This window comes from Ensifer sp. ZNC0028 (assembly GCF_000799055.1).
Taxonomy (GTDB): Bacteria; Pseudomonadota; Alphaproteobacteria; order Rhizobiales; family Rhizobiaceae; genus Ensifer.
In genome coordinates, this window is the sequence record NZ_JTLA01000086.1 from 1 (window position 1) to 16,301 (window position 16,301).

The 16,301-nt window shown below is 63.8% G+C and carries 17 protein-coding genes and 1 pseudogene; 10 read left to right on the forward strand and 8 right to left on the reverse strand.

The features are described from left to right. Nucleotides 1–315, reverse strand: a pseudogene (locus L981_RS19705) (tRNA (adenosine(37)-N6)-threonylcarbamoyltransferase complex transferase subunit TsaD); the annotation flags it as partial. 74 nt (nucleotides 316–389) lie between these two features. Here L981_RS19705 and hemC point away from each other — a divergent pair. The 6 genes from hemC (at nucleotide 390) to L981_RS19735 (ending at nucleotide 6,323) form a co-directional block, all read left to right on the forward strand. Continuing rightward, entirely contained in the window at nucleotides 390–1,319 is a 930-nt protein-coding gene (gene hemC / locus L981_RS19710; RefSeq protein WP_043619941.1) for a hydroxymethylbilane synthase, read from the forward strand. Between the two features lie 4 nt (nucleotides 1,320–1,323). Next, nucleotides 1,324–2,037 carry a uroporphyrinogen-III synthase gene (locus L981_RS19715; protein WP_043619945.1) on the forward strand — a complete coding sequence of 238 codons (714 nt, stop codon included), beginning with the start codon at nucleotides 1,324–1,326 and terminating at the stop codon, nucleotides 2,035–2,037. Between the two features lie 102 nt (nucleotides 2,038–2,139). After that, nucleotides 2,140–3,423: a mitofilin family membrane protein gene (locus L981_RS19720; protein WP_043619946.1), complete on the forward strand. Its 1,284-nt coding sequence runs from the start codon at nucleotides 2,140–2,142 to the stop codon at nucleotides 3,421–3,423. Between the two features lie 11 nt (nucleotides 3,424–3,434). Next, nucleotides 3,435–5,081, forward strand: coding sequence for a heme biosynthesis protein HemY (locus tag L981_RS19725; RefSeq protein ID WP_043619949.1), 1,647 nt, complete (start codon nucleotides 3,435–3,437; stop codon nucleotides 5,079–5,081). 26 nt (nucleotides 5,082–5,107) lie between these two features. Then, nucleotides 5,108–5,590, forward strand: coding sequence for a TerB family tellurite resistance protein (locus L981_RS19730; protein WP_043619950.1), 483 nt, complete (start codon nucleotides 5,108–5,110; stop codon nucleotides 5,588–5,590). A gap of 1 nt (nucleotide 5,591) precedes the next feature. Next, the gene (locus L981_RS19735) at nucleotides 5,592–6,323 is read left to right on the forward strand and encodes a glutamine amidotransferase (RefSeq protein WP_371258898.1); all 732 of its coding nucleotides are present in this window, start codon (nucleotides 5,592–5,594) and stop codon (nucleotides 6,321–6,323) included. A gap of 23 nt (nucleotides 6,324–6,346) precedes the next feature. Here L981_RS19735 and L981_RS19740 read toward each other — a convergent pair whose 3' ends face one another. After that, a complete protein-coding gene (locus L981_RS19740) occupies nucleotides 6,347–7,588 on the reverse strand; it encodes an MFS transporter (RefSeq protein ID WP_043619952.1) in 1,242 nt (413 codons plus the stop codon). A 237-nt stretch (nucleotides 7,589–7,825) separates the two neighbouring features. On the opposite strand from L981_RS19740, the gene L981_RS19745 reads away from it, so the two are divergent. Then, complete coding sequence (locus L981_RS19745; protein ID WP_139108271.1) at nucleotides 7,826–8,119, forward strand: YggT family protein; 294 nt, start codon at nucleotides 7,826–7,828, stop codon at nucleotides 8,117–8,119. A gap of 2 nt (nucleotides 8,120–8,121) precedes the next feature. After that, the gene (locus tag L981_RS19750; RefSeq protein ID WP_043619955.1) at nucleotides 8,122–8,439 is read left to right on the forward strand and encodes a DUF167 domain-containing protein; all 318 of its coding nucleotides are present in this window, start codon (nucleotides 8,122–8,124) and stop codon (nucleotides 8,437–8,439) included. A gap of 4 nt (nucleotides 8,440–8,443) precedes the next feature. On the opposite strand, the gene ppa is transcribed toward L981_RS19750, so the two are convergent. Next, nucleotides 8,444–8,977 (reverse strand): inorganic diphosphatase, encoded by a 534-nt coding sequence (gene ppa, locus L981_RS19755; RefSeq protein ID WP_043619957.1) that lies wholly within the window; start codon nucleotides 8,975–8,977, stop codon nucleotides 8,444–8,446. Between the two features lie 160 nt (nucleotides 8,978–9,137). Here ppa and L981_RS19760 point away from each other — a divergent pair, with 160 nt between their 5' ends. Further along, nucleotides 9,138–9,737: a hypothetical protein gene (locus L981_RS19760; RefSeq protein WP_043619958.1), complete on the forward strand. Its 600-nt coding sequence runs from the start codon at nucleotides 9,138–9,140 to the stop codon at nucleotides 9,735–9,737. Between the two features lie 33 nt (nucleotides 9,738–9,770). Here L981_RS19760 and L981_RS19765 read toward each other — a convergent pair whose 3' ends face one another. The 3 genes from L981_RS19765 to L981_RS19775 form a co-directional block, all read right to left on the reverse strand. Further along, nucleotides 9,771–10,277 (reverse strand): GNAT family N-acetyltransferase, encoded by a 507-nt coding sequence (locus tag L981_RS19765; RefSeq protein WP_043619960.1) that lies wholly within the window; start codon nucleotides 10,275–10,277, stop codon nucleotides 9,771–9,773. A gap of 207 nt (nucleotides 10,278–10,484) precedes the next feature. Then, nucleotides 10,485–12,311 carry a translational GTPase TypA gene (typA, locus tag L981_RS19770; RefSeq protein ID WP_043619962.1) on the reverse strand — a complete coding sequence of 609 codons (1,827 nt, stop codon included), beginning with the start codon at nucleotides 12,309–12,311 and terminating at the stop codon, nucleotides 10,485–10,487. Between the two features lie 201 nt (nucleotides 12,312–12,512). Continuing rightward, on the reverse strand, nucleotides 12,513–14,075 hold the full coding sequence (locus tag L981_RS19775) for an alkaline phosphatase (RefSeq protein ID WP_043619963.1): 1,563 nt from the start codon (nucleotides 14,073–14,075) through the stop codon (nucleotides 12,513–12,515). A 76-nt stretch (nucleotides 14,076–14,151) separates the two neighbouring features. Between L981_RS19775 and L981_RS19780 the strand changes: the two genes are divergently transcribed. Continuing rightward, nucleotides 14,152–15,645 (forward strand): amidase, encoded by a 1,494-nt coding sequence (locus tag L981_RS19780; protein WP_245281671.1) that lies wholly within the window; start codon nucleotides 14,152–14,154, stop codon nucleotides 15,643–15,645. 159 nt (nucleotides 15,646–15,804) lie between these two features. Here L981_RS19780 and L981_RS35920 read toward each other — a convergent pair whose 3' ends face one another. Next, on the reverse strand, nucleotides 15,805–15,894 hold the full coding sequence (locus L981_RS35920; RefSeq protein ID WP_192450990.1) for a twin-arginine translocase TatA/TatE family subunit: 90 nt from the start codon (nucleotides 15,892–15,894) through the stop codon (nucleotides 15,805–15,807). Between the two features lie 162 nt (nucleotides 15,895–16,056). Further along, a complete protein-coding gene (locus L981_RS35155) occupies nucleotides 16,057–16,218 on the reverse strand; it encodes a hypothetical protein (protein WP_192450991.1) in 162 nt (53 codons plus the stop codon). Between the last annotated feature and the right edge of the window lie 83 nt (nucleotides 16,219–16,301).

A 16,301-nucleotide genomic window follows, 5' to 3' on the forward strand; every position in this document is an offset into this window, starting at 1 on the left:
CGCCTTGCCGGTCATCAACCCGACGATCAGGCCGCCGATCAGACCGGGACCACTTGTCGCAGCAATGGCGTCGATGTCGGAAAGCGTGACACCGGCGCGGAGGAGCGCTTCCTCGATCAGCGTATCGAGCGCCTCCACATGGGCGCGCGCGGCGATCTCCGGAACCACGCCGCCATAGGCGCTGTGCTCTTCCAGCTGGCTTAAGACCACGTCGCCGAGGATATGGCCCTTGCCGTCGGAATCGCGCAAAATGACGGAAGCAGCGGTTTCGTCGCAGCTTGTTTCTATGCCGAGGATGCGCAGGGGCGGAGACATCAGGGTTTACTCAAAGATTGCGGTCGCACCGAAAGGTGGGTACACGGAACTCCGGTAACAATGGATAGCCTTTGATGCAAACAAAACCTTTCCGGATCGGCACGCGCGGCAGCCCGCTGGCGCTCGCTCAAGCCCATGAAACGCGCGATCGCCTCGCAGCGGCGCATGGTCTTTCGCCGGAAATGTTCGAGGTCGTCATCCTCTCGACCAAGGGTGACCGGATCACCGACCGCTCGCTCGCCGAGATCGGCGGCAAGGGCCTGTTCACCGAAGAGATCGAGCAGCAATTGCTGTCGGGCGAACTCGATTTCGCCGTGCATTCGTCCAAGGACATGCCGACGAAACTGCCTGACGGGCTCTGTCTTTCCGCCTTCCTGCCGCGTGAGGACATTCGTGATGCCTTCATCGGCCGGACGGCAAAAAAACTGATGGAACTGCCACAGGGCGTGACCGTCGGCTCATCGTCGCTGCGCCGCCAGGCGCTGATCCGCCGGCTGCGTCCGGATATCAATGTCATCACCTATCGCGGCCAGGTGGAGACGCGGCTGCGGAAGCTCGCCGAGGGCCAGGTGGATGCGACGCTGCTCGCCTATGCGGGCCTCAAGCGGCTCGGCATGACCGACGTTCCGACCGAACTTCTCGACCCCGACGATTTCCCGCCGGCCCCCGCGCAAGGCGCGATCTGCATCGAGAGCCGCATCGGCGACAGCCGCATCAACGACCTGCTCGCCGCCATCGACGATCAGCGCACCCACGAGGCGGTCGCCTGCGAGCGTGGTTTCCTCGCGACGCTCGACGGCTCGTGCCGCACGCCGATCGCCGGTCTCGCCACCTCGGACGGCACGCATCTCAGCTTTTCCGGCATGATCCTCACGCCCGACGGCCAGACCCATCATCGGGTCACGATCGAGGGCAAGGCCACCGACGCCGAAGCGCTTGGGCAAAAGGCCGGCGAAGAGATCCGCACCAAGGCCGGCCCCGGCTTCTTTGCAAGCTGGACCTGAAGCCATGCGCGTGCTCGTCACCCGGCCGCTTCCGGCCGCCGAGGCGACGGTACGCCGGCTGGAGGCCGCCGGACACCGGCCGATCCTGCTGCCCTTGATGCAGGCAACCCATCTTGCTGCCGCCGCCATCACCGCGCTTGAAGTGCCGCATGCGGCGATCGTGCTCACCAGCGCCGAAGCCATCCGGGTGCTCGTCTCGTCCGATGCAGACCTGTCACAACATCTGGCGACCCCGTGCTTCTGCGTCGGCGCGGCCACGGCGCAGGCGGCAGCCGGGCTCGACTTCACCGATCTGCGCATAGCGGAGGGAACCGGCCAGTCCCTGGCGAAACTGATCGGCGCGACCATCGACACGCTGCCGCCGCTTCCCCTGCTCTATCTCGCAGGAACGCCGCGCTCCGAAGGGCTGGAAATGGGCCTGAGGCAAAACGGCATCGAGCACCGGACGGTCGAGTGCTACCGCATGGAGCCGATCGTCCATCCGCGCGCCGCGATCGAAGATCTGCGGCAAAGCAACCGTCCCGACGCCGTGCTTTTATACTCGCGGGAGACCGCGCGACAGTTCGTTCGCCTGCTTTCCGAAGCCGGTGTCGATGCCGCTTCCTTTGCGCCGCGCTACCTCTGCCTCAGCCCCGTGGTGGCCGAGGCGCTGCCGGGTAACGTCGTGGCAGAGACCGCCGCAAAGCCCGATGAAGACAGCCTTTTCAGTCTTCTCTAACATCGAATTCATCCAAAAACGGAACGGAGGGGCTTTCCCTCACCGTTCCGGCTGACTAGGTTTGAAGGAAGAGCCGACAGGCACCAACGGTAAGAGGTCACCATGGTATCGGAAAACCCGCCGCGCCGCTCGAAGTCCGAGAAGGAACCGCTGACGATCGACCTCGAAGCGGAGAAAACCGTTGCGGAACCGGCCGGCCCGGAAGCAACCGGCGAGACGCTGGCAGATGCTGCGACCGAAAGCGCATCGAACAAGACCGAGACGGATGAACCGGTAACGGACAGCAGCGACAACAGCGCCGCCGGATCCCGCCTGGACGAAGAAATCGAGGAGCAGCGCGCCGATGCCGCCGCCGACGCGGCCGCGGCCGCCTTTGCCGAAGAACCGCCGCACGTCGTGACGCGTGACCCGGAACCGACGCCACGGCCCAAACCGGTCTCCAATTCTGGAGCGCTTGCGGCCGGCATCGTCGGCGGTCTCGTGACGCTGCTCGGCTTCGGCGGCCTGCAATATGCCGGCATCGTCCCCGGGCTCGGGCCGACCCGCGGCGTCGAGCAGAACATTTCCGGCGAGCTGCAAGCCCTGCGCGACCAGATCGCGGCGCTGCCCACGCCCGCAGCCGTCGTCGACAACACCGCGCTCGAAGGTCGTATCGCCGCGCTCGAGCAGTCCGCCTCCCAGCCGGCCACAAACGGCGCACGCAGCGCCGAGGTCGAGACGCTGAAGGCGGAAGTCGACAATCTCACCAAGGAGCTTGCAGGCCTGAAGACGGCGCTCGCCGACGCGCAGCAGGCGGCAACCGCCGAGAAAGCGGAACTGACGAGCCGCATCGAGACCGCCGAGCAGAAGCTCAACGAGCCAGTCAACGATATCCAGATGGCGAAGGCCGTTGCGGTCACCGCACTGAAGTCGGCGATCGATCGCGGCGGGCCCTTCCTCGCCGAACTCGACGCGCTGCGCAGCATCGCGCCGGACGAACAGGCCGTCGCCGCGCTCGCCCAGGATGCCCAGGTCGGCGTGCCGACCCGCACGGATCTGCGCCGCGAATTCCCGAAAACCGCCGACGCCATGCTCGACGCTCTCAACCAGCCCGATCCGAACGAGGGCATCTTCGACCGGCTGGTGTCCAGCGCCATGTCCGGCATCCGCGTGCGTCCCGTCGGCAGCGTCGAGGGCGAAACACCCGAAGCCATCATCGCCCGGATCGAGGACAAGCTGAACAATGGCGACCTCAAGGGTGCCGCTCTGGAATGGGATGGGCTGCCGGATGCGGCCAAGCCGGTGGGCGAGGCGTTCAAGGCCAAGCTCGACCAGCGTTTGCGGGTCGAAGCCGCGATCGATGCCGCCGTCGCTGCGACGATGGCAAAACCAGGCACGGATGGCTGAGGGAACCAGATATGATCCGCATTCTGATTTTCATCCTGATCGTGCTTGGTCTCGGCCTCGGCTTCGCCTGGCTCGCCGACCGGCCGGGTGAACTCTCGGTCGTCTGGCAGGGCCAGTTGATCGAGATGAGCCTGATGCGTGCCGCATCGCTGCTGATCTCGCTGATTGCCGCAGTGCTGATCGTCGTCTGGCTGGTGCGCACCATCTGGCTCTCGCCGCACACGGTCACCCGCTATTTCCGCGCCCGCAAGCGCGACCGCGGCTACCAGGCCCTTTCGACCGGCCTGATCGCCGCCGGCGCCGGCGACGCCAATCTTGCCCGCAAGATGACTGCCCGCACCCGCGGCCTGATCAGCGCCGACCAGGAACCGCTGATCCACCTGCTCGAAGCCCAGACAGCCCTGATCGAAGGCAAGTACGACGACGCCCGACGCAAGTTCGAGCTGATGGCCGACGATCCGGAGACGCGCGAACTCGGGCTCCGCGGCCTCTATCTGGAAGCCAAACGCCTCGGCGCCCATGAGGCCGCCCGGCAATATGCCGAGCGCGCTGCCGAAAAGTCGCCGCACCTGCCCTGGGCAGCCCTTGCGACCCTCGACAGCCAGAGCCAGGCGGGACAGTGGGACGATGCGCTGCGCCTGCTCGACCAGAGCCGTGTCGCCCATGTGGTCGACCGCAAGGAGGCCGACCGCAAGAAGGCGGTGCTCTTGACCGCCCGGGCCATCAGCAAGCTCGACGGCGACATGAAGGCGGCGCGCGACGACGCGCTTGCCGCGCTGAAGCTCGACGAACATCTGGTGCCGGCGGCGCTGACGGCCGCCAAGGCGCTGTTTCGCGAGGACAACCTGCGCAAGGGCACCTCGATCCTGGAGAAGAACTGGAAGCACGAACCGCATCCTGATGTGGCGCGGCTCTACGTGCGCGCCCGCGGCGGCGACACTGCGGTCGACCGGTTGAAACGGGCGCGCAAGCTCGAAGCCTTGAAGCCCAACAATGCCGTGGCGATGGCTGCCGTCGCCGAGGCAGCACTCGAAGCGCGCGAGCTGCTTCTGGCCCGCACCAAGGCGGAAGCCGCCGCCCGGCTCGACCCGACCGAGAGCATCTTCCTGCTGCTTGCCGACATCGAAGAGGCCGACACCGGCGACGAGGGCCGCATCCGTCACTGGATGGCGCAGGCGCTGAAGAGCCCGCGCGATCCCGCCTGGACCGCCGATGGCGTGACCTCGCCGACCTGGCTGCCCGTCTCGCCGGTCAGTGGCCGTCTCGACGCCTTCGAATGGAAGGCACCGCCGCATATGCTTTCGGCCACGGTCGACCACGATCAGTCGAATGCCGACGAGGCGATCCGCAGCCTGCCCGCCGTGGTGGAGGCGCATGTGCACGAGCCGGCACCCGCAGCCCGGCGCAGCGAGGCGCCCGTGATCCTGGAGGCCGAGCGCGAGGAACCGCGTCCGGCGCCGCAGCCGATCAAGGTCGCCGAGCGCAAGGCGCCGGAACCGGTCGCCGACAAGCCTCCGGTCAAGGCGGAAAAGGAAGAGGGCGCGAATGGCGAGCATATGCCCGATCCCTTCTTCGGCCGTCCGCCGGATGACCCCGGCGTGCGCGATCCGGCCGCCGGTGAGAAGGCGCCGGAAAAGACGACTTTCCGATTGTTCTGAGTTCTCAAGGGGCTGTGGCAAAATACATGTTAGAACGCTTACGGACGTTTCTCGATGGCCTGACCGGCCCGGCGAAGCGCATAGAGCATGGCGATCCGCGCGTGGCGGTCATCGCTCTCTGTTTCCAGGTGATGGAGGCCGACGGCCGGATCCTCGCGTCCGAGCGGCGCAAGATGCGCAAGGTCGTGAAGGAGCACTACAAGCTCGACGATGCCTCGCTCTCCGCCTTGATCGAAGCCGGCGAGACTGCCGAAAGCGAGGCGATCGACTTCTATCAATTCACCGCCGAACTCAAGCGCCACCTCTCCGAGGAGCAACGCGTCGAACTCGTGGGCATGCTCTGGGACGTCGTCTATGCCGACGGCGAGCGCAGTGAGATGGAAGATCACGTGATCTGGCGTATCGCCGATCTGCTCGGCGTTTCCGGTCGCGACCGGGTGCTGCAGCGCCAGGAGGCGGCGGCCAGAAGCGACACGGTCGAGAAAGCCGAGTCACAACAGGATAACTGAAATGCCGATGCCCGACGACAGCGCGCGAAAACCCGTCCTGATCATCCTGCATCAGGAGCGATCGAGCGCCGGCCGCGTCGGCCAGATACTCGAACAAAAGGGTTTCGGGCTCGACATCCGTCGCCCGGCGCTTGGTGACGACCTGCCGGAAACGCTGGAACGGCACAGCGGCACGATCGTGTTCGGCGGCCCAATGAGCGCCAACGACGAGGAAGAGTTCGTCCGCCGCGAGATCGATTGGCTTTCCGTGCCGCTCAAGGAAAACAAGCCCTATCTCGGCATCTGCCTCGGCGCGCAGATGCTGGCGCGCAACCTCGGCGGCTCGGTGGCCCCCCATCACGAGGGCATGACCGAAATCGGCTGGTATCCGTTGGTTGCGACCGAGGCGGGCAAGGCGCTGATGGACTGGCCGGCCATGGTCTACCATTTCCACCGCGAGGGCTTCGACCTGCCTTCCGGCGCCGAGCTTCTCGCAACCGGCGACACCTATCCCAACCAGGCCTTCCGCTACGGTGACAATGCCTGGGGCATCCAGTTTCACGGCGAGCTTACCCGCGCCATGATGCACCGCTGGGTCGTGCACGGCGCGCACCGCTTCGAGATGCCCGGTGCCCAGGTGGGCAAGGCCCATCTCGACGGCCGCATGCAGCACGACGGGCCGCTGCGCACCTGGATGGAAAACTTCCTGGAACTGATCTTCTTGCGCAATGAACGAAAGGCGGAAAGCGCGTAACGCGCCGTCCGCCCCCCACCCGTCTACTTGTGGTGATCGGGCACGTCGAGCGTGTCGATCTTGCGCAACTGCGGAAAGCCGAGCGCCCAAAGCCCTGAGACGAGCAGCGTGCCCATGCCGCCGAAGACGACGGCAAAGACCCCGCCGAAACCGGACGCCATCATGCCGGCGCGGAATTCGCCCAGCTCGTTCGACGCGCCGATGAAGACCATGTTGACCGCGTTGACGCGGCCGCGCAGCTCGTCCGGCGTCCAGAGCGTGATCAGGGTCTCGCGCACATAGACCGAGATCATGTCGGCAGCGCCCATGACGACGAGGGCGGCAATCGACACCCAGGGGGTTGCCGAAAGGCCGAAGATAACGGTGCCGAGGCCGAAGAGCGCCACGCCGACGAACATGTAGAAGCCGGCCCGGTGGCGGATCGGGTGGGCCGCCAGCCAGATGGCCATGCTGACCGCACCGATACCGGGTGCCGCCCGCAGCAGGCCGAGCCCCCAGGGGCCGAGGTCGAGGATATCGCGGGCAAAGACCGGCATCAGCGCCACGGCGCCACCAAGCAGCACCGCAAAGAGGTCGAGCGATATAGCACCGAGCACCACCTTCTCCGCCTTGATGTAGCGGAAGCCGGCGGTGATCGTTTCCCAGCTCTGGGCGGATGGCGCGGTGCGCGTCGCCGGCTTCGGAATGGCAAAGACCATGAATGCGGAGGCGAGGAAGAAGCCGAAGCCGATGGCATAGGGAAAGACCGCACCGAGCGCATAGATGAGACCGCCCGCGACGGGGCCGACGATCATCGCCGTCTGCCAGGAGGTGGAGTTCCAGGCGATCGCGTTGGGTAGGTCCTCCGGTGGAACGAGGTTCGGCGCCAGCGATTGCGATGCCGGCGCAAGAAACGCGCGTTCGATGCCGAAGACCACGAGAACCGCATAGACCGGCCAGGGCGAAAACAGCCCGCTGACCGTGAGTGCGAGCAGCGCCGCCGCGCAAAGCGTGCTGACGATCATGCAGACACCCATGATCATGCGCCGGTTGTAGCGGTCCGCCACGGATCCGGTGACGAGGATCAACACCAGCGACGGCAAAAACTGGAAGAGACCGATCAGGCCGAGATCGAAAGGATCGCGCGTCAGATCATAGATCTGCCAGCCGACGGCGACAGAGATGATCTGGATCGCGAAATAGGCGAGGAAGCGCGAGAAGAAGTAGCGACGATAGCCGACATGCCGAAAGGCGGCAAAACGATGCGAGGCATGGACGGCGGACATGAGGAAGTCGCTCCTGAAGCGGGTCGCGCAAAACTGGGTCGCGGTTTTGCGATAACGATAAGTGAAACGTCAATATTCAAAAGGCAGGCAGCGCATCTGAAGGATCGCGACACGCTTTCGTCGGCACCGACTGTCGAGCGGCCACACGTTAAACATGATCGCGCCCGATAAACCGGCGTACTTGCTCGTTTAGGTCTCAATGTCTACATGTCTGTCAATAACGATTTGGAGACCGGCATGCTTGCTGTTATCGGCACCTTGAACTTCATCATCAACATCGCGTGGTTTCTGGTCATCGCGTCGGCCATCTTTTCCTGGCTCTACGCGTTCAACGTCATCAACGTGAACAACCAGGCGATCAACATGATCGGCCGTTCGCTCTACCAGCTGACCGAGCCGCTCTACCGTCCGATCCGCCGCGTGCTGCCGGACATGGGTGGCGTCGACCTGTCGCCGCTGGTGGTGCTGGTGATCCTCTATTTCATCCAGCTCTTCCTCAACACCACGATCGCGCCGGCCCTGCTCGGCTGACGATGGCCAATCCGGCCGTAACCGCGCACGGCGACCACGTTCGCCTGACGGTGCGCCTGACGCCGAACGGCGGCCGCGACGCCATTGATGGCCTGGAAGCGGCTGCCGATGGAGAAGCACATCTGAAAGTGCGTGTCAGCGCGGTTCCGGAGAAAGGCAAGGCCAACCAGGCGCTGGTTGCCTTTCTCGCGAAGAAGCTCGGGCTTGCCAAGAGCAAGCTCTCCCTCATCTCAGGCGATACGCAGCGTAAAAAAATCCTCCGGATCGAGGGCGACCCGGAGGATTTGATGAGGCAACTTGCCGAGCTGGTCGGCAAGTAAAAGATTACTTGGCGCCCTTGGCGCGTTCGACAGCTTCGGCGATCAGCTGCTTGGCGACGGAAGCATCCTTCCAGCCGAAGATCTTTACCCACTTGCCGGGCTCCAGATCCTTGTAGTGCTCGAAGAAGTGCTCGATCTGCTTCAGCGTGATTTCCGGCAGGTCGGTGTATTCGTGCACCTTGTCGTAGCGCTGCGTCAGGTGAGCCGACGGAACGGCAATGATCTTTTCGTCCTTGCCGGAATTGTCTTCCATCATCATCACGCCGATCGGGCGCACGTTGATGACGCAGCCCGGAACCAGCGGACGGGTGTTGCAGATCAGAACGTCGATCGGGTCGCCGTCGTCCGAAAGCGTGTGCGGGACGAAGCCGTAGTTGCCCGGATAGGTCATCGGCGTATAGAGGAAGCGGTCGACAACCAGCGTGCCGGCTTCCTTGTCCATCTCGTACTTGATCGGATGGCCGCCGACGGGAACTTCAACGATCACGTTGACATCTTCTGGTGGATTCTTTCCGATGGAAATCGCGTCGATGCGCATGGATCTACTCCAGGGTCGGTTTGAGAAGTTTGCCCGTCGGATAAAGGGAAACATGCCGCGATGCAACATAACTTTCGTCCGTAGCGCAGATTCAACCGGTCGTTTCGCGCCTGTCGATCGATCGCCAAGGGTCTGCCAATCGCGTTTGAGGGAGTTTCGTATGAACGGAAGGGTTGCATGCCTGACGCTGGTGCTTTTGTCCGCCGGCCCCGTCTTGGCCAATGAGAGCGTCTATACCGACCTAGGCCGCGACACGTGCAAGACGATCGCCGAAGAAGAGGGCATGTACGCGCTGATGACCTGCCCCGGTCATGCGGACTACCCCGTCCGCTTCAAGGAAGCCGACATCCGCCAGAGCGTCTCGTTCGGTCACCTGAACCAACGCTATGCCGACGATGCTTTCGAGAGTTTCATTCCGTTCAACCACGCCGGCACGACCGTGGAGTGGCGGATTGCCAAGGATGGCAAGGCCGTCGCGACGATCCTGCGCTGGTTCATCGAGAACACCGACGCGTCCGGCGCTTCGGTTCCTGCACTTCAAGGGCAAGTGCTCGTCATCTCCAAGGTGGCCGAGAAGGATGACGGCAAGGGCTGCGTCGCCGCCTACGTCGATGCGCTTGCCAATCCCGATCCGAATGCGCTCGCCCGCAAGATCGCCGACGAGGTGGCACCGACCTTCCGCTGCGGCATCGACAAGCCCGCCTATCACGGCACGCGGGGCGACAAGGCGGCCGCCCCCAACAACCAACTGCCTGAATAACTCTTTGATTTCAGTGTTGCGAAGGCATCGCGCCTAGTTCCAGGCGAAGCCGACCTTCTTCAGGTGCTTGTCGCCGAAATCTTCCATGCCTTCGGCGATATCAGTGCCGCCGGCACCCTGGAAGAACTGGTAGGCATGCTCGCTGTCCTCGAGGCACCAGACGACGAGGCCACGGCAGCCGAGCGAACGCAGCAGGCTCTTGGCCTCGCCGAAGAGGATGCGCCCGAGGCCGATGCCCTGGTATTCCGGCCGAAGGTAGATCTCGTAGACCTCGCCTTCCTGCGGCAGCGCCTTGGCGCGGCTGAGGCCGAGCGTTGCATAGCCGGCGATGGTTCCGGCCACGTCGACGACGAGCAGCGTGGCAGGCCCGCGGGTCGCCTTGCGCCACCAGGTCTCGTCGCGGCGATTGACCATCTGAACGAGCGGACGATGGGGGATGAGACCGCCATAGGTCTGCAGCCACGAAACGCGGTGCACATCGGCAATTGCCGACGCTTCCTGCGGCTCCCCGGGCCGAATCTCTATCGAAACAGTCTTCATGACTCGCGACTCTAAACACACACAAGGCGAACAGGAATCCCGCCCGGATGCCTGCCTGCGTTAACCCACAGGCAACTTTAACGGCACCCAATGGAAGGTTAACGCCTTTTTAACTTTATCCGCAAGTCGCCCATCGGTGGCACACACAGCAAAAAACCCCGGATCGCTCCGGGGTTTTCTGAAAGTTATGGGATCGGTCAGGATCGATCAGGCAGCGCCGGCCGTGCGGGCCTTTTCGAAGCGCTTGCGATCGTTCGGGTCGAGGTGCAGCTTGCGCAGACGGATCGACTTCGGCGTCACTTCGACGAGCTCGTCGTCCTGGATCCACGAGAGCGCGCGCTCGAGCGTCATGCGGATCGGCGGCGTCAGGCGAACAGCTTCGTCCTTGCCGGCGGCGCGCATGTTGGTGAGCTTCTTGCCCTTGAGAACGTTCACTTCGAGGTCGTTGTCGCGGGTGTGGATGCCGATGATCATGCCGGCATAGACCTTCTCGCCGGCGTCGATGATCATCGGGCCACGGTCTTCCAGGTTGAACATCGCGTAGGCAACCGATTCACCGGCGTCGTTCGACAAGAGAACGCCGTTGACGCGACCACCGATCTCACCCTTGTAGGGCTGGTAGGCGTGGAACAGGCGGTTCATGATCGCCGTGCCGCGGGTGTCGGTCAGAAGTTCCGACTGGTAGCCGATGAGGCCGCGGGTCGGAGCGAAGAACACCAGACGGACGCGGTTGCCGCCGGACGGACGCAGCTCGACCATTTCGGCCTTGCGCTCCGACATCTTCTGCACGACGACGCCCGAATGCTCTTCGTCGACGTCGATGACGACTTCTTCGATCGGCTCGAGCAGCTGGCCGTTGTCATCCTTGTGCATGACGACGCGCGGACGCGAAACGGCAAGTTCGAAGCCTTCGCGGCGCATGGTTTCGATCAGAACCGCAAGCTGCAGTTCGCCGCGGCCCGATACGAAGAAGGAGTCCTTTTCCGAGGATTCTTCGATCTTCAGCGCAACGTTGCCTTCGGCTTCCTTGAACAGGCGATCGCGGATGACGCGGCTCGTAACCTTGTCGCCTTCGGTGCCGGCGAGCGGCGAGTCGTTGACGATGAAGGACATGGTGACGGTCGGCGGGTCGATCGGCTGCGCGGTCAGCGCTTCGGCGACCGACGGGTCGCAGAAGGTGTCGGCGACGGTGCCCTTGGTGAGGCCGGCGATGGCGACGATGTCGCCCGCATGCGCTTCCTCGATCGGCTGACGCTCGATGCCGCGGAAAGCGAGGATCTTCGAGATGCGGCCATTTTCGAGCAGCTTGCCGTCCTGACCCAGAACCTTGACGGCCTGGTTCGGCTTCAACGTGCCGGAATGGACGCGGCCGGTGATGATGCGGCCGAGGAAGGGGTTGGCTTCAAGGATCGTGCCGATCATGCGGAACGGGCCTTCGGCAACCGTCGGCTCCGGCACGTGCTTGAGCACCAGGTCGAGCAGCGGCGCCATGCCCTGGTCCTTCGGACCTTCCGGGTTGACGTTCATCCAGCCGTCGCGACCCGAACCGTAGAGGATCGGGAAGTCGAGCTGCTCGTCGGAAGCGTCGAGGTTGGCGAAGAGGTCGAAGACTTCGTTGATGACTTCTTCGTGGCGACCATCCGGGCGGTCGATCTTGTTGATCGCGACGATCGGCTTCAGACCGACCTTCAGCGCCTTGCCGACGACGAACTTCGTCTGCGGCATCGGGCCTTCGGAAGCGTCGACGAGAACGATGGCGCCGTCCACCATCGACAGGATGCGCTCGACTTCACCGCCGAAGTCGGCGTGGCCGGGGGTGTCGACGATGTTGATGCGCGTTCCCTTCCACTCGACCGAGGTCGCCTTGGCGAGAATGGTGATGCCGCGTTCTTTTTCGATGTCGTTGGAGTCCATGACGCGTTCGGCAACGCGCTGGTTTTCGCGGAACGAGCCCGACTGCTTCAGGAGCTCGTCAACAAGGGTCGTTTTCCCATGGTCGACGTGCGCGATAATCGCGATGTTACGAATGCTCATTTTTCGTCTCGGAAGGTTCAGGGCAAGCCCCGATGGGCCACGCCGCTTTTTCAATGGTCGCGCTCATACAGGTTTTTTTGCGATTGCGAAAGGGGGGCGCACGCATGAGCGTCGTGGGCAAATGCCGGTAGGCCATGGGTTTGCACTCGCCAGGGGTCTCGCGAACGCCGTTTGGAAAGCTGTTGGCCGCAACCGAATTCCTCATGCAATTGCGGCCGGATCGAGCGTCACGCGCCAGAGTTCCTGGTCCTGCCGGTCCATCAGCCGCACCGTCATTTGCTGCGTCTGGCCGTTGATATCGACGATGCCGAAGAACTGCAGGCCGGCCGACGGCGGCAGGTTGCTGTCGATGCCGCCGCCGGACGCCTTGATGAAGCGAACCTCCGGCCCGAAGGTCATGTCGAGCTCCTTCGGCCCGTAGGTGCCGGAATGCAGCGGCCCGGACACGAACTCCCAGAACGGCGTGAAATCCTTGAAGGCGGCGCGCGCCGGATCGTAGTGATGCGCGGCCGTGTAGTGCACGTCCGCGGTCAGCCAGACGAGATTGTCGATGCCGTTGTCGCGGATGAAGCGCAGAAGATCGGCAAACTCGCGCTCGCGCCCCGTGGGCGGACCGTTGTCGCCATTGGCGATCGCGTCCGAACCGCGCCGGTTGGTGTAATCGTCCCAAACGACGAGACCGATCGGCATATCGCAGGCAATCACCTTCCACGTGGCCCGCGAGGCAGCCAGCTCGCGCTTCAGCCAGTCGACCTGCCGCCAGCCGAACAGCGCGCCGCCGCCGTCTTCCTGGTTGGCGCCGCGATAGGATCTGAGATCGACGAAAAACACGTCGAGCAATGGGCCATAGGCGATCTTGCGAAAGATGCGGCCGGGCTGCGTCGCAACGTTGCGGATCGGCGTCATCTCGTTGAACGCCCGCGCCGCCCGCTCGGCATAGACGGCGACATCCTTCTCCGGATAGCGGGCATCGTCGCGAAGGTCGGTCGAGGCCGACCAATTGTTCAGCACCTCGTGGTCGTCCCACTGGTAGAATGTGGGGCACACGGCGTTCAGCTGTCGCACATGCTCGTCGAGCAGATTGTATTTCCATTGCCCGCGATATTCTTCCAGCGTGCGCGCCACGTCGCGCTTTTCATGCGTCACCACCCGGTTCTTCCAGGTGCCGCCATCGCGAAGCTTGATCTCGTCGGGGATAGGGTTGTCCGCATAGATCGTATCGCCGGAGTGAATGAAGAAATCCGGCTCGTGCTGGCGCATCGTCGAATAGGTCTTCATGCCGACATCGTCGATGCCCCAGCCCTGCCCGGCCGTATCGCCAGACCAGACGAAGCGGATCGAGCGCTTGCGCAAGGGGGCCGTGCGGAACCGGCCGGTGACCGGCTCGGAGACGCGGTTCACGTCGTAGAGATCCGTGGCGGTGAAGCGATAGAAGATGTCCTGGTCCGGCAACAACCCATCGAGCGAGCACTTGACCGCACAGTCCGTCTGCGGAGTCGCGGTCAGATCGGCAAGGCGAAAGGGGTTGGTGAAGCTCTCGGTGGTCGAATATTCGACCGACACCTTCGACGGGCGATCGGCCCGCGCCCAGATCATGCCAGACGACGTGTCGACATCGCCCGATTGCACGCCATGAATGAATTCCGGCCGACCGTAGCCGCGCGCATAGAAGGGAGTCGCGAGACCGGATGAGGCCACGAAGCCCGCGGCACCGGCGGAAAAGAGGAAAGAACGCCTTGAAAGCGTCTTGAGGATATCGGCCAAACAGACCTCCGATTCGGCAGCGCCACCGCGCGTGCCGGACCTTTGGTCATCTGGGTGTCAGCGACGTAACAGGGCCATGAAACTATTTGAACGGTTTGGCGACAGTTTGGTGAAGGTCGGCGCCGGCCGCGGCGACAATGGCACGATGGCAATCGCCACCAATGCTGCTATCAAGGTGACCGTCGTTGACCTCGGTGAACCCAGGCAACGACCCCGCCCCTGCCGCCGATGGCGGCCCCCTATTCGACAGGTGATCATCGTGCCCCACGCCGCCAACGTCTCCGTCCGCGACCGCCTGGAACAGATCCTGAGCCGGCTCAACGATCGCCGGCACGAGGAAAAGGCTTTCGTCCGCCTCTATGAAGAGAGCGCGCGCCGCGAGGCCGACGCAGCCGACCGTCGCCGGCAGGCGGGGGACAGCCTTGGGCCGCTCGACGGCAAGATCATCTCGATCAAGGACCTGCTGGATGTCGCCGGCGAACCGACGCTTGCCGGCTCCATCATTCGCCGCGATGCGCCGCCGGCCCAAAAAGACGCGCTCGTTGTCCAGCGGCTGCGTGCTGCCGGCGCCGTGATTATCGGCAAGACGCATATGACAGAGTTCGCCTTCACGGCGGTCGGGCTCAATCCGCACTACCCCGTTCCCGGCAACGCCGCCGACGAAAGCCTGATCCCCGGTGGCTCATCCTCTGGCGCCGGTGTCTCGGCGGCCGAAGGCACCTGCGACATCGCCATCGGCTCCGACACCGGCGGCTCCATCCGCATCCCTGCGGCGCTGAACGGCATCGTCGGCTTCAAGCCGACGGCGAACCGCATCCCTCTCGACGGTGCCTTTCCGCTCTCGCCGGTTCTCGATTCGCTCGGACCACTCGCCCGGACCGTTGCAGATTGCGTTGCAGCTGACGCCGTGATGGCCGGCGAGCAGCCAAAACCGCCCGTCGGCCGTTCGATCGCAGGCCTACGGATCGGCATCCCCCGCGGCAGGTTGTTTGAAGACCTCTCCCCCGAAGTCGCCGATGCCTTCACCGCAAGCCTCGACCGGTTGGAGAAAGCGGGTGCTGAGATCGTCGACTGCACCATCGACGACTTGATCGAGAAACTCGGCGAAGCGACACGCATCGGCTCGATTGCGGGCCTGGAGGCAAGCCGTGTCCACGCGGACTGGCTGGGCGACGAGACAGCCCCCGTCGATGACAAGGTCCAAGTCTCGCTTCGCCGCCGCATTTTGGTGCCCGATGCGGCAATCTTGGCCCTGCTGCAAACCCGGCTTGCGCTTGCAGCCGCCATGGACGAGCGGCTCTCGCCCTATGACCTCATCGCACTGCCGACGACGCCGATTGCCGCCGTGTCGATTGCCAGCGTCGACAACGACGCCAAAGAATACGACCGCGTGGAAAGTCTGCTGCTGCGCAACTGCCAGGTCGCCAACCAGTTCGATCTCACCGCCATTACCCTGCCGATGCCGGGCCTCGTGCGTCCGGCTGGACTGATGCTGGTGGGGAGAAACGGAACCGATGCGACGGTTCTATCCGTCGCTCTTTCGGCGGAAGCGTTGCTGCAGGAAAACTGAGCAGCAGCCGCTGGTCATGCCACGGCCCGTCGGCCTGTAAGCAGGCCGGGGCGGCAGTCGTTACGGACAAGGGTGCGGGAGTGACGATCGGGCCGTCCAAACAGGATCCGCAAAGCCTTGTCCTCTGCAGCCGCGCTGCCCGCATGCGGGCGCATCGCGTCAACGCTTCAGGGCGCGAAGGATCAGCCAGACGGGCACACCGATGACCAGCAAAATCACCACCCAATGCCAGATAGAAATTGTCATCATGCGCCTCCACCCCTTGCGCTAGCGACGCGCATTCCGAGCTCTCTCGAAAAGGTCGACACGTCGCCGGTTAGAACCGGGCGAAGATAGGATGTTTCCTCGCCGATTCGCAACCGATGGTGGATCAGCCCGGAGGGGTAGCCCGCCGGGGAGACGCGCCCTGCTTCAATGCATCGTTTCGCCGGAGATCTCGTCGCTCAGGATGCGGAAGGCATCTTCAAGGGCAGCGACCAGCACGTCGGTCAGTTCGTCGCCGTCATTGTTCGCGAGATAGAGGGCAACCATCGAATCGGATGGATCGCGGTAATGCTCGATATCGTTTGACATATCATTGTCCTTTATTCGCCGTGTCACATCCCGGCCATTGAGGTGACGATAGGCGAAGGGACTTGCGTAAAGCTGGATGCATG